11 protein-coding genes and 1 tRNA gene are annotated in these 13,280 nt (G+C 66.8%); 6 read left to right on the top strand and 6 right to left on the bottom strand.

Annotation, left to right across the window (positions count from 1 at the left end):
- Positions 1-124 precede the first annotated feature (124 nt).
- Both DI605_RS18790 and DI605_RS18785 read left to right on the top strand, forming a co-directional pair.
- Positions 125-889 carry a PEPxxWA-CTERM sorting domain-containing protein gene (locus DI605_RS18790; RefSeq protein WP_293976866.1) on the top strand — a complete coding sequence of 255 codons (765 nt, stop codon included), beginning with the start codon at positions 125-127 and terminating at the stop codon, positions 887-889.
- A 100-nt stretch (positions 890-989) separates the two neighbouring features.
- Complete coding sequence (locus DI605_RS18785; protein ID WP_293976864.1) at positions 990-4,337, top strand: glycosyltransferase; 3,348 nt, start codon at positions 990-992, stop codon at positions 4,335-4,337.
- A gap of 69 nt (positions 4,338-4,406) precedes the next feature.
- Here DI605_RS18785 and DI605_RS18780 read toward each other — a convergent pair whose 3' ends face one another.
- Genes DI605_RS18780 through DI605_RS18770 form a run of 3 tightly spaced genes read right to left on the bottom strand, consistent with a single transcriptional unit; the run spans position 4,407 to position 6,921 of the window.
- A complete protein-coding gene (locus DI605_RS18780) occupies positions 4,407-5,276 on the bottom strand; it encodes a hypothetical protein (RefSeq protein WP_293976863.1) in 870 nt (289 codons plus the stop codon).
- Entirely contained in the window at positions 5,273-5,605 is a 333-nt protein-coding gene (locus tag DI605_RS18775; protein ID WP_293976861.1) for an MmcQ/YjbR family DNA-binding protein, read from the bottom strand. The genes DI605_RS18780 and DI605_RS18775 overlap by 4 nt, the downstream gene beginning before the upstream one ends.
- Positions 5,602-6,921 carry a replication-associated recombination protein A gene (locus DI605_RS18770; RefSeq protein ID WP_293976859.1) on the bottom strand — a complete coding sequence of 440 codons (1,320 nt, stop codon included), beginning with the start codon at positions 6,919-6,921 and terminating at the stop codon, positions 5,602-5,604. The genes DI605_RS18775 and DI605_RS18770 overlap by 4 nt, the downstream gene beginning before the upstream one ends.
- A 107-nt stretch (positions 6,922-7,028) precedes the next feature.
- Between DI605_RS18770 and DI605_RS18765 the strand changes: the two genes are divergently transcribed.
- A complete protein-coding gene (locus DI605_RS18765) occupies positions 7,029-7,619 on the top strand; it encodes a PadR family transcriptional regulator (protein WP_293976857.1) in 591 nt (196 codons plus the stop codon).
- A 253-nt stretch (positions 7,620-7,872) separates the two neighbouring features.
- Positions 7,873-8,208, top strand: a complete 336-nt coding sequence (locus tag DI605_RS18760) for a DUF2218 domain-containing protein (protein ID WP_293976855.1) — start codon at positions 7,873-7,875, stop codon at positions 8,206-8,208.
- Positions 8,209-8,247: 39 nt separating this feature from the next.
- On the opposite strand, the gene DI605_RS18755 is transcribed toward DI605_RS18760, so the two are convergent.
- Positions 8,248-10,269 carry an HAD-IIIC family phosphatase gene (locus DI605_RS18755; RefSeq protein ID WP_293976853.1) on the bottom strand — a complete coding sequence of 674 codons (2,022 nt, stop codon included), beginning with the start codon at positions 10,267-10,269 and terminating at the stop codon, positions 8,248-8,250.
- Between the two features lie 244 nt (positions 10,270-10,513).
- Positions 10,514-11,011: a MarR family winged helix-turn-helix transcriptional regulator gene (locus DI605_RS18750; protein WP_293976851.1), complete on the bottom strand. Its 498-nt coding sequence runs from the start codon at positions 11,009-11,011 to the stop codon at positions 10,514-10,516.
- A gap of 81 nt (positions 11,012-11,092) precedes the next feature.
- On the opposite strand from DI605_RS18750, the gene DI605_RS18745 reads away from it, so the two are divergent.
- Both DI605_RS18745 and DI605_RS18740 read left to right on the top strand, forming a co-directional pair.
- Positions 11,093-12,181, top strand: coding sequence for a branched-chain amino acid aminotransferase (locus DI605_RS18745; RefSeq protein ID WP_293976849.1), 1,089 nt, complete (start codon positions 11,093-11,095; stop codon positions 12,179-12,181).
- A 155-nt stretch (positions 12,182-12,336) separates the two neighbouring features.
- Positions 12,337-12,411 (top strand) — tRNA-Gln (locus DI605_RS18740).
- A gap of 62 nt (positions 12,412-12,473) precedes the next feature.
- Here the strand turns inward: DI605_RS18740 and DI605_RS18735 are convergent.
- Entirely contained in the window at positions 12,474-13,256 is a 783-nt protein-coding gene (locus tag DI605_RS18735; protein WP_293976847.1) for a hypothetical protein, read from the bottom strand.
- Between the last annotated feature and the right edge of the window lie 24 nt (positions 13,257-13,280).

Below are 13,280 nucleotides of genomic sequence, written 5' to 3'. Positions count from 1 at the left end.
GCAACATCCCTTCGGCAATCAACGCAAGTGAATCGCCATTTACGACCGACCGGAGAACGAGACTCTTCTTGACTCGAATCGAGTTCCCCCCGCAGCATTGCCGAAACAAGGGGAAGAGAGGATCATGCGCCATCTTCTGGCTGCGGCCCTGTTCGCGATCGCATCTCCTGCCACATCGACAATTCTGGTGAATTCCTCTTTCGCGCCCGACAGTTATTATATGGGCACGGGCGGGGACATGGAGACCCTGTCCGCCGATCTTGCCGGCCAGCCGGGCGGCTATGCGTTCGGCGCGCTGGACGATGCCGCCGCGGTCGCCGCCGCATCGGCGCTCTTCATCAATCTGCGGATGTTCGACATTGGCAGCTATGACGATCCCGTCGGCCAGGATCAGCAATTCACGGATGCCGAGATCGCCAACGTCAACGCCTTCCTGGCGACGGGCAAGCGCGTGGTGATCGTGGGCGACAACCAGTCCTTCTCCAATTGGGACAAGAGCATCCTGGCGCTGGCCGGAAACAATGCGCCCGATACGCTGCTGGGATCGAACGGGCTGGCCCTGCCGATCGTGGCGAACGAGCTGACGGAGGGCACGGGGCCGCTCAACATCATTTTCGGCGGTTCCCACACGACCGGAGGAATCGATCTGTACGAACAGCAGGCCGTGACGCTGTGGCGGGCACAATCCAACCTGCTGACCATCCTCGATGTGAACGTGCTCGACGATGTTTATGGAAATCGCCGTTTCCAGCAGAATGTGGCCGCGTGGCTGGGCGCTTCCGCCGCGACCGAACTGCCCGAGCCCGCGACGTGGGCCGCCTTCGTCATCGGCTTCGGTCTGATCGGCGCGACGATGCGGCAGCGCCGCTTCACCGTCCGCTCCGCCTGACATGCCCCTCGCGCGCCCGCTTGCCCGCCCGATCCGTTCCTCATAGAGGCGCGGCCCGCCCCCCAATGCTTTCCGGGCGGGGGCGACGGAGTGTGAACGGATGGAAGCACCGGTCTTCTATGATCCCAGCGGCCGCCGGCGCATCTGGTCGCTCCGGCTGCTTTGGGCATTCCTCGTGGTCATCGCGCTGGCCGCGATCGGCTTTGCCACCACGATCCTCAACGTTCCCGCGCCCGATCCACTGAAGCTGGGGATCGAGCGGCAGCAGCCGCGCTCGCTGAATGCACAGGTGGCGCATCTGCGCCACGACGTCGACAGGCGGGTGCGCTCCGTCAAGAGCTGGCTGCCGGGCGGAAAGCCGGCGGCGACGCCGGCGGCGGGCAGGCAGGTCACGGTCGGCTTCTACGTACCGTGGGACGATGCGAGCCGCGCGACCCTCTCCGCGCATATCAACCAGCTCGATTGGGTGGTGCCCGTCATCTCTTCGGTCGTCGGGCCGGATCACGCCTTCACCTATACGCCCAACAAGCCGCTGAAGGCCGTGCTCGCCACCAGCCAGCATCGCCCCCTGATCCTGCCGATGGTGCAGAATGTGAAGGATGACAGCTGGGACGGCGCCAACATGGCGAAGCTGCTGCACAGCAAGGCGGCCCGCGCGCGCCTGCTGGATCAGATTGCGGGGATGCTCGCCGCCGAAAATGCCGCCGGCGTCGCCTTCGATTTCGAGGAGCTGCCGCAGAGCGCCCAGGCCGATTACCGCACGCTGATCGCGGAGGCCAATGCCCGCTTCGGCAAGCTGCTCGTCACCGTTTCCGTGCCGGTGGACGACGACAGCTGGAATCTGAAAGCCTATGCCAAAGCGGCCGACAAATTGTTCCTCATGACCTATGATGAACATTATCCGGGCGGCCCGGCAGGCCCGATCGCCTCGCAGCCCTGGTTCGTCGACAAGCTGCGCAGGACGATCGCCGAGGTGGGCCGCGACAAGGCGATCGTGGCGATCGGCAATTACGCCTATGACTGGCCGGACGGCGGCACCGACGCGGATTCGATGACCGACGAGGATGCGTATCTGATCGCCCACGACAATCAGGTCACCACCCGCTTCGATCCCGCCAGCGGCAATGCCACCTTCGATTATCGCGACGATGACGGCACGCTGCGCCACGTATGGATGCTGGATGCGGCGAGCGGCTGGAACCAGCTTCGCGCCGTGAAGACGGCGGGCGCCTATGGCGTGGCGCTGTGGCGGCTGGGCGGCGAGGATCCCGGCGTATGGGATGGCTTCGCGGCGATCCGGCGGGGCGACAAGCCGCCCGCATTCGGCCCGGTACGATCGATCGGCAATGTCGACGTGCAGGGCAATGGCGAGATCCTGCGCATCACCGCCACGCCCACCGAAGGCTATCGCACCGCCACGGCCGACGCGAATGGCCTGATCCGGGACGAACGGTATAAGAGCTATCCGACGCCCTATGTCGTCAAGCGCACCGGCTATCGCGCGAAACAGGTGGCGCTTACCTTCGATGACGGCCCCGATCCCGTCTGGACGCCCAGGATCCTCGACATATTGGAGGCCAAGAAGGCACCCGCCACCTTCTTCGTGATCGGCGAGAATGCGCTTGCCCATCCGTTCCTGCTGGATCGCATCCTGCGCGACGGATCCGAGATCGGGAATCACAGCTACACCCATCCCAACATGGCGCTCGTCTCCCCGCGCGGCGCGCGGATCGAGCTCAACACCACGCAGCGCCTGATCGAGGCCTATACCGGGCGATCGACGCGCCTGTTTCGCGCGCCCTATTTCGGAGACGCCGAGCCGACCACGGAGGACGAACTGGGGCCGGCGCTGCTCGCCCAGGATGCGGGCTATGTGAATGTCGGCCTGCATGTGGACAGCGAGGATTGGACTCGGCCCGGCGTGCAGGCGATCCTGGACAACACCTTTCGCGGCGTGGACGACGGCGATGCGGTGAAATCGGGCAACGTCATCCTGCTCCACGATTCCGGCGGCAATCGCGCCGAAACCGTGGCGGCGCTGCCCGCGATCATCGATGGCCTGCGCGAACGCGGCTATGAAATCGTGCCGGTCTCGCAGTTGGCCGGCCTGTCGCCAGCCAAGGTGAACCCCACCATTTCGGGCAGCGATCTGCTCGCGGTGCGCTTCGATGTCGGCGTGTTCCTCGTGCTCGCCGGGCTGGATGCGACGCTGAAATTCCTGTTCTTCGTCGCGATCTTCGTGGGGACGTTCCGTGCGATCCTGCTCGCCTTCCTCGCCGTCCGCTCGAACGCGAAGGCCAACCGGCCGGTGGCGCCCGAGATCGATCCGGCCCGTTTCGTCTCGGTGCTGATCCCCGCCTTCAACGAGGCCCGCGTGATCGAGGCATCGGTCCGGCGCGTGCTCGCCAGCGAGCAGATCGAGCTTGAAGTGATCGTGATCGACGACGGATCGAAGGACGAGACGAGCGAGATCGTCCGCACCGCCTTTGCGGACGAGCCCCGCGTGCGCCTGCTGACACTGGAAAATGGCGGCAAGGCGCGCGCGCTGAACAAGGGCCTCGAACTGGCCACGGGCGAAATCATCGTCGCGCTGGACGCGGATACGCAGTTCGAGCCGCTGACGATGGCGCGCCTCGGCCGGTGGTTCGCCGATCCCGCGCTGGGCGCGGTGGCGGGCAATGCCAAGGTGGGCAACCGGATCAATATCGTCACGCGCTGGCAGGCCGTGGAATATGTGACCGCGCAGAATCTGGAGCGGCGCGCGCTCAGCCGTTTCGATGCGATCACGGTGGTGCCGGGTGCCGTGGGCGCGTGGCGGCGGGCCGCGCTGGATAGCGTGGGCGGCTATCCGCACGATACGCTGGCGGAGGATCAGGATCTCACCATCGCCATCCAGCGCGGCGGCTGGCTGGTGCGCTACGATATCGATGCGGTGGCGTGGACGGAGGCGCCGGAAAGCTTCGGCGCGCTCGCCAAGCAGCGCTTCCGCTGGGCGTTCGGCACGCTGCAATGCCTATGGAAGCATCGCCGCATCCTCATCGATCGAAAGCCTTCCGGCCTCGCGCTCGTCGGCATCCCGCAGGCGTGGCTGTTCCAGATCGGCTTCGCGCTGATTTCCCCGCTGATCGATCTGGCGCTCGCCATCTCGATCGTGGCGACGATCCTGCGCGTGCAGCAGCATGGCTGGGCGCAGACCCAGTCAGACGTGCTGCGCATGGGGATATACTGGATCCTGTTCACGGCGATCGATGCGCTGTGCGGCTGGATCGCCTATCGGCTGGAAAAGCGGGAAGGCCACTTCCCCCTCTTCCTGCTGCTCGCCCAGCGCTTCGTGTATCGCCAGATCATGTATTCGGTGGTGGTGCGCGCGGTGACGGCCGCGATCCGGGGGCCATGGGTCGGCTGGGGCAAGCTGGAGCGTTCCGGCCGCGTCGCCCAGCCCGGCTAGAGCGATCTCGCGGCCGGCGAACCACCAGCCGGCGCGGATATCGCGATCGGAAAAGTCCGGAGCGGCCGATCAGGGTACGCCGAAGGTCCAACCTTCGGTGTGGCGGACAGGCCCGATTCCGTCCGGCTCCCACAGGGCCGCATCGTCCGCCGCCCGGCGCAGCCAGGCGGCGGTGAGCAGCGCATCGCTGCTATGATCGTCGATCGGCCCTTCGCCCGGCATCGGCGCGGAGCCGATCGCCGGCGCCGTCAGCGCCCGGTTGAGCGCTCCGATCGTGCGCAGCTTGCTGCCGCCGGTCACGCCCGCCCGGCGCGCAGCGATGCTGGTGTAGATTTCCACGAGCAGCGCGCCATCGGCGGGCACCGGATCGAAGGGCCAGAAAGGAATGCGCCCCGCCAGCCGATGCAACACGCGCATGCCCGTGAGGCTCGATCGCCCGACCTGCGAGGGGCCGACGAGGTTGAAGCAGGAATAGGGCCGCACGCCGAGCGCACGCGCGGCGATCTCCGTCCGCCGCTTGCGCCCGTTGTCCACCGTGCGGAAGAGCGCCCCCGTACGATCGTTGATGCGGAAATGCGCGGCATGATCGAGTACGAAGCGGGACGCGGCATGATGCGCTTCCCCCGCCGATCGCGCCTCCACATAGGCCCACAGCGCACGCGCATCGGGTGGTGAGCCTTCCTCGCCCGGAAAGAAGGCGCCCTCATCCGCGAAAGCCAGCGACGGCGACAGATCCAGCCCGATCAGCAGCCGCCTGTGCCGCTGTGCGTCCAGCCATTCGAGCACCTCCTGCCGCGACCAGCGCCTGTGCGGGGGAGATACCAGTTCCGGCACCTCGTCCCCGGCCGCGCATTCGGCGATGGCGATGCCTTTCAGCCGTTCGCCCACCGCACCAGACCAGTCGATGCAGGCGAAGGCATCGAAGCGGGGCCGCGTCACGCCTTGCGCGGCCGCCTGGCACTGCGCGCCATCGCAGCCTGATGCGCGCGCCCGATCATCGCCAGGACCCGGTCCGGATCGTCGCTCGCATAGCGCACCAGCACGCTCGGCCAGCCTTCATAATGCGGCGTCTGCCAGAAGGTGGCGGGATCGGTCTCCTTCAGCATCTCCACCATGTCGCGATCGATATGGAGGCAGAAGCTGTCCGCCTCGCGGCTGGGCGTCACGATCGGATGGCCGTTCGCCTTGATCGCGGGGCCGCCATAATGGGTGGTCCGCTCCGTACCGGGCAGGCCGGCGGCGAAAGCGAACACATCCTCCCACGTCACCGGCCACGTTCCTCGCGCAATTTCTGCCAGTAAGCGAGCCGCTCGGCGATCTTCGCCTCGAAGCCGCGCGGCACGGGCTCGTAGAAGGTCTGGGGTGCCATCCCCTCCGGCCAGTAATTGTCGCCGGAAAAGGCATCCGGCGCGTCATGGTCATAGCCATAATCCTTGCCGTAGCCGATCTGCTTCATCAGCTTTGTCGGTGCGTTCAGGATATTGGCGGGCGGCATCAACGATCCCGTTTCCTTCGCGGCCCGCGCCGCCGCCTTCCAGCCCTTGTAGCCGGCATTCGATTTGGGTGCCGTGGCCAGATAGACGATGGCGTTGGCGATCGCGAGTTCGCCCTCGGGCGAGCCCAGGAAATCATAGCTGTCCTTGGCGGCCAGGCACTGGACGAGCGCCTGCGGATCAGCCAGCCCGATATCCTCGGAGGCCATGCGCACCATGCGCCGGAGCAGGTAAAGCGGCTCCTCCCCCGCCACCAGCATCCGCGCCAGATAATAGAGCGCCGCCTGGGGATCCGATCCGCGCACCGATTTGTGGAGCGCGGAGATCAGATTGTAATGCCCCTCGCGATCCTTGTCGTAGACCGGCATTCGCCGGTGCAACAGCGCCGCCAGCCCGGCCGGATCCAGCGCCTCGTCCACCGCGCCGATCGCGAACAAAGTCTCGGCCTGATTGAGCAGGAAGCGGCCATCTCCATCGGCGCTGGCGATCAGCGCGGCACGCGCCTCCCCATTCAGGGGCAGCGGGCGTTGCTCGATCGCCTCGGCGCGATCCAGCAGCCTGCCCAGAGCCGCGCTGTCCAGCCGGTTGAGGATCAACACCTGCGCGCGGCTGAGCAGGGCGGCGTTCAACTCGAACGAGGGATTTTCCGTCGTGGCGCCGACCAGCACGACCGTGCCATCCTCCACATAAGGCAGGAAGCCATCCTGCTGCGCGCGATTGAAGCGGTGGATCTCGTCCACGAACAGCAGCGTCCGCCGTCCGAGCCGGGCATGCTCCCGTGCCTCGGCAAAGGCTTTCTTCAGATCGGCCACGCCCGAAAAGACCGCCGAGAGCGCCACGAAGCGCAGCCCCACCGCATCGGCCAGCAGACGGGCGATGCTCGTCTTGCCCGTGCCCGGCGGCCCCCACAGGATCATCGAGGAAAGGCGCCCGGCACCCACCATCCGGCCGATCGCGCCATCCGCCCCGGTGAGATGTTCCTGCCCGATCACCTCTTCCAGCGTGCGGGGGCGCAGCCGATCCGCGAGCGGCCCGGCCTCCGTCGCGGCGGCATCGTCGGCGGGGGCATCTGCGGAAAAGAGGTCAGCCATCGCCCCGAAATATAGGCTGCCCGACGCGGCGGTCCACGTTCCCGGAAATTGCACTTGCAAAAATCCATCTAAGATATATCTTGAGTCGCATGAAAGGACATACGAACATGTTTAGAGGCTTTGGCCACCGTCATCGTCATTCCGGGCCGCGCGGCGGCTCCTTCCGGCGCGGGCCGTTCGAATTCAGCTGGTCCATGGACGGCGACGAGCGCGGCTTCGGCGGGCGCGGCGGCGGCCGCAGGCGCGTCTTCGACGGCGACGAGCTCAAGCTCGTCCTGCTGGCGCTGCTCGCGGAGGCACCCCGCCACGGCTATGATCTGATCCGTCAGATCGAGGAGCGGACGGGCGGCGGCTACGCCCCCAGCCCCGGCGTCGTCTATCCGACGCTCACCCTGCTCGACGAAATGGACCTGATCGAGGAAGTGAAGGAAGAGGGCGCCCGTCGCCGCTTCCGGATCACCGAGGCGGGCCGCGCCTGGCTTGAGGAGCGCCGCGCCCAGGCCGACGCCTTGCTCGCCCGGCTCGAATCGATCGGCGCCGAGCGCAACCGCAGCGATCATGCCCCGATCCGCCGCGCGATGATCAACCTGAAGCTGGCGCTGCGCGAATCCGCGATGGAGGCGGATGGCGACGGCGAGCGGGCCCACGCCATCGCCGAGATACTCGACGAGGCCGCCCGCAAGATCGAGCGCCTGTAACCGTGCCGAGGCTGGAGGTTCTCCGCCGCCGCCTCGGCATCACCGCCCCGATGGCCCCACTCCCGCTGTTCGGGCACCTCCCCGATGCCATCGGCCTGCGCCTCTCGCAGGCCCGTGCCGACGCCCCGGCAGACACCACCCGGCCCGCTCGCGCCGAACCTGTTGAACTGCCCGCCATTTTCCGCGACGACGGAAAAGACGGGGGTTCGACCGGCCCGGTCCGAGCGACCGGGACGATATAGAAAGTGTTCTCATGACCCAGACGATCGCCGCCACCGCCCAGGTTCCCACCGCGAGCGGCAGCAAGTATCTCCAGCAGCTCTGCAAGCACTGGTCCCACAATCTGCAGGTGGAATTCACGGCCGATCACGGCACCGTGGTTTTCCCGCGCGACGGCCGGGCGGGCACCTTCCCCGGCGACGGCCTCGTCACCTTCGATGCCGCACCGGAGCGCCTCACCGTCCGCGTCGACGCCTCGACCAGCGAGCAGCTGGTGGCACTGGAAAGCGTGGTCGCGCGCCACCTCGATCGCTTCGCTTTCCGCGAAGCCCCCCTCGCATTCGACTGGCGGGAAGAAGCGACCGCCTGAAGCGGTCCGCCGAACGGGGCCTCCCGGCCAGACCGGGGTTTAAAGCGCCGTTCGGAATACGCCTTCGGAAGCGGCATCAAAGCCATTGTCGGCATACATGTCGCGCGCCATGTGATTCTGCGCGGTCGGAATGAACTGGCCCGTCAGGCTTGCCGCGCCGCGCGCCGCCGCCTTTTCGCGGATCGCCCCCAGCGTGGCGCCTTCCACGCCATAACCGAACACGCGGCAGCTGAGCACGAAGGCATCGATCGTCGCCGCACCGTCCGCGATCGTCACCGTCGCCGCGCAGACATCGCCCATGTCTCCGAACTTGTCGCGCGCCGAAGCCAGCAGCAGGATCGCGTCCGCCGCGCCCGCCTGCTGCTTCACGCGCTCCAGCGTAGTGCGCGCGCCGGTCATGTTCCACTGGTTGGTGCGGTTGATGAGCTCCGCGAAGCGCTTGAGATCGCTCTTGCCGGCCTCGCGCACCTCGATCTTCAGCTCCAGCTTGGCGAGCACATCCTCGCCCAGCTGCGAGACATCGCCCTCGCCCACGAAGGAATCGCGCTCCAGCTGCTGCTGATAAAGCTGGGTGCGATCCAGATCGCTGGATCCCTCCGTCGCATCGGCCCAGAGCGCGATTCGCGCCCAGGTCTCCGGATCGGTCGCATCCAGCACGAGCATGTCGGGATAGGCCTCCGCCATGAAGGCCCGCTCGTCCGGCCGATCATCGACGAACACCATGTGCCGATACTGGAGGTTCAGCTGCTGGCGCAGCCGCGCCACCGCATCCACCTTGCGGCCCCAGCTGATCTGCGGGGCGACGAAATCCTCCATGCCCAGCACGCCGCCCGAAAAATGCACCTTCTCGGGATCGTTCTTGGACGCGATCGTCAGCACCACGCCCGATTTTTCCCGCAGCCGGCGCAACGACGCTTGCCGATCCGCGAAGTGCGCGACCGAGCCCTCCCCGATCACGCCCTCCCACAAAGTATGGTCCAGATCGCAGATCACGAGCTTCTTGCCCTTCAGCGTCGCGAGCATCTCGATCCGGCGGGCATAATCCCCCGCCAGCGCGAGGCTCAGCGCCGTGGCATGCTGGAAATCGGATTCGTAGAGGTAGCGGCCCGCGGCGCTGCCCTGCCGCGCATAGATCGCCTCCTCATCCACGATATGGAGCTGGCGGGCGCCCGCGGCGTTGCGCGCGTCCACGAATTCCCTGAGCCAGGTGTTGAAGCGCACGCGCGCACGGCCACGCCTCCGGCTCGTCAGCCCGTTGCGGATGGCGCCCCGCAGCGGCGTGCTGGCCCGCGCGACGAGCGCGGCATTGTGCACGTAGATCGGGCATTCGAACTTGCCGACCAGATAGACGAGCAGCGCCCTCGTCTGCTCGATCACCGCCTCCACCAGCGCGCCTTCGCCCTGCAGGGCGCGGCGCGGATCCAGCAATGCCTCGATCTCGCTGATCCGCGCGTGGCTGAAGGGGCTGAAGAAGACGGCGTCATAGCCCTGATTGGCCATGCGCGAGATCTGCCGGTTCAGCTCGGTCGGCTCGCGGGCGTTCAGCGGGAAGGGATCGAACGAAATGGCGGCACGGGCAAGGCCATCGGCCGCGATGCCGGCAATCTCGCCCATCAGGCAATCGCCCACCAATAGCGTGCGGACATGAACGCGCGGCTCGATCCGCATGCCGCGCACCAGATCGTCGAAGATCCGCTTCATCTCGCCGAGCGGCTCCTCCTCGAGCCCCCCGGCGCCCGCAATCTCGATCCAGATGCTGTCGAGCGCGCGGGCGACGGCCGCCCGATTCTCCTCCGCCGGCCGTTCGGGCTGGTGGATCTCCAGCACCGTCTGCCCCGCGAAGAGCGCGTCATAGCCGGCCTTGCCTTCCACATGGCCGATCATGAGATCCACCCATGTGCCGATGCGCCGGGAGAAGCGCGCCTTTTCCTCGCTGAACCGGTTCTCGCGCGGCACTCCGCTGTGCGTTCCCGCGATGAGCGCCTCGATCAGAGGGTCGCGATGCGCGCGGAGCGTTGCCGCGATCCTGTGGCGGGCGGGGGGCAGATTGGAAACGCTCATGTCCAGCCTATGCGGTGCGCGCCCGCGTCGCGCCGCACGCGCGAAGCATCCCGCCTCCTCCCGGACCGGGGATCGAGCCCGGCACGGAGAAGATCAACGGAACCGCATTGAACAGGAGAAAACCGGCAAACACGTCGACCATGCCCACCCTTCAGGACGTCGCCGCCAGACTGTGCGCTTTCCGCGTCGAACACAATGGCGATCAGCAGAGGCACATGCCGGGGCGCGCCCGGTATCGCCATCCTCAATTCTTGCGCGGTTCGCGCCCCAGCTCGGCCACGCGCGCGCGCTCGGCCGGCGGGCTCATCAATTCCAGCACGCGCCAGAAGCCCGTCACCGCCTCCTGCCCGGCCTGGCCATAGGCCTGGGACAGGCTCTCGCGGATCACCGCGAACAGATCCGCCTCCAGCTTCGCGCCCTTCTCGGTCAGCCGCAGCAGCCGCTGCCGGCGATCCTCCTCACCGGCCGTCACCTCGATCAGGTCGCGCTGGCCGAGTTCGTTGAGGACACGCCCCAGCGACTGCTTGGTAATGCCCAGCAACCGCAGCAGAGCCCCGATCGTCATGCCCGGCTGGCGCGCGATAAAGTAGAGCGAGCGGTGATGCGCCCGCCCCAGCCCCTGCTCCGCGAGCAGACTGTCGCTAGGCCTGTAGAGATTGGCGTAGCCGAAGAAGAGCAATTCTATTCCGCGGCGTATCTCGGTTTCGCGCAGGAACAGCGGCGATGCGGACGGGACAGTCATATTGACCCTTTCTGCCACGCCGACTAGGGACATGCAACCGATCCGGCCCATCTTTCGGCCCGGCCTTTTGGAGAGAGTGAAATGACCGCCGCGCTGTCCTTCGCCCGCGAGGAGCATTCCGCGCCGGTTTCCGTCAGCGAACGGACCGCCCTTCTCGCCAATCCGGGGTTCGGCAAGGTCTTCACCGATCATATGGTGACGATCCGCTACATCGAGGGCAAGGGATGGCATGACGCGAAGGTCACGGCGCGCGCGCCGCTGGTGCTGGATCCCGCCACCGCCGTGCTCCATTACGCGCAGGAGATTTTCGAGGGGCTCAAGGCCTATCGCCTTCCGGATGGCGGCGCGGCCCTGTTCCGCGCGGACGCCAATGCCCGCCGCTTCCGCGAGAGCGCGAAGCGCATGGCCATGGCCCAGCTGCCGGAGGAGCTGTTCCTCCAGTCCTGCCGCGAGCTTGTCGCCGCCGATCGCGACTGGATCCCCGAGGCGGAGGGTGGCGCGCTCTATCTGCGCCCCTTCATGTTCGCGTCGGAAGTGTTCCTGGGCGTGAAGCCGGCTTCCGAATATCTCTACATGGTGATCGCCTCGTCAGTCGGCGCCTATTTCAAGACGCCCACGGGTGTCTCGCTCTGGGTTTCGGAGGATTATACGCGGGCGGCCCCCGGCGGCACGGGCGCGGCCAAGTGCGGCGGCAACTATGCCTCCAGCCTCGTCGCCCAGCAGGAGGCGATCGGCGAAGGCTGCGATCAGGTCGTCTTCCTCGATGCGGTCGAGCGCAAGTGGATCGAGGAACTGGGCGGCATGAACGTCTTCTTCGTATTCGAGGATGGATCGATGCAGACGCCGCCTTTGTCCGGCACGATCCTGCCCGGCATCACGCGCGAAAGCCTGATGCTGCTCGCCCGCGAAGAGGGGATCACGATCCGCGAAGAACCCTATTCGATCGAGCAGTGGGAGGCGGACGCCACCAGCGGGCGCCTGCGCGAGGCCTTCGCCTGCGGCACGGCGGCGGTCGTCACGCCGATCGGCCGGGTGCGCGGCCGCACGCGCGATTTCCGCATCGGCAATGGCGGCATCGGCGTCGCGACCGATCGCCTGAAGTCCCGCCTCGTGGATATCCAGCGCGGCCTGGCGCCCGATCCGCACGGCTGGATGGAACGGCTTTTCTGACGGGATCGCGGCGCCGCCCCGCTCGCTCCTCCCGGCTTCCCGACCGGATATTCCATGGGAAGCCGGATCGGGAAACGGGACGGCGCCACCAGCCTATGAAGAGACCAACTACGTCCTTCCATCCCGCGTCCGGGCGGCTATAAGCCGCCCTCCGTTGGGGCGTCGCCAAGTGGTAAGGCAGCGGCTTTTGGTGCCGCCATCCGCAGGTTCGAATCCTGCCGCCCCAGCCAATCCTCCTCCCAAGCGACTGATCGAACGCGCCTTTCCGGCCTGACCAGAAGGGCGACGGGGCTCAGGCGAAGACTTCTTCCAGATGATCGGGCTCGCCTCCGCTGTGGAGCGAGCGCACCTCGATGAAGAGCGCCGCGATCCAGGCCGTGAGATAGGTGGTGGTGATCAGCCCGGTGATCGCGGTGAAAATGATGGTGCCGATCGGCGGGTTCAGCGGATCCGTCGCGCTCTGGCCAAGGGCGAATCCCAGCAACTGGGCGACGCCGCTCACGATCGTCAGGATGATGGCCAGCAGCACGAAAAAGCCGAGGCTGCGCCAGCGCGAGCCCTTGGTGAGCGCCCGGCTGCGACCGAAGCTTTCCACGATCCCCAGATCCTCGGCCACCATCGCCGGGCCGACCACCGCCCACATCGTCGCCAGGATGATTCCCGGCACGGCGATGAGCAGCAGGCCGACCATGATCGCCAGCCACCCCAGAATCGACGCCACCAGCAGCGGCAGCAGATACCGTATCCCCGTCGCCACGCAGGGGCCGAAGCCGACGCGCACGCCCTCGCTCGCCGCCAGCGTGGCCCGGACAAGCGCCCCTTGCGTGATCATGATGAGAGCGAAACCGGCAACGCCGCCGACAATCAGGGAGAAGGCCGCCGCGAACGATGCGCCTCCCTGCAACGCCAGCATCATGTTGCGCTGGAGAATTCCCAGGGCCACGCTGGGCAGGGTCGAAAAGAGAAAGACGATCCCGAAAAAGACTGCGGGATCGGAATGGACCGCGCTGACCCCACGCGAAAATACATTGCCGATCGAAAGCTTCGCACCATCGTTCACCGCCGCTGACGCCACCCTGTTTCTCCCCCTGAGCGGGCC

Source organism: Sphingomonas sp., assembly GCF_003248515.1.
In the GTDB taxonomy this organism is placed as follows: domain Bacteria; phylum Pseudomonadota; class Alphaproteobacteria; order Sphingomonadales; family Sphingomonadaceae; genus Sphingomonas_I.
Note: the sequence above shows the minus strand (reverse complement) of the source record. Positions and strands in the feature narration are given on the sequence as shown.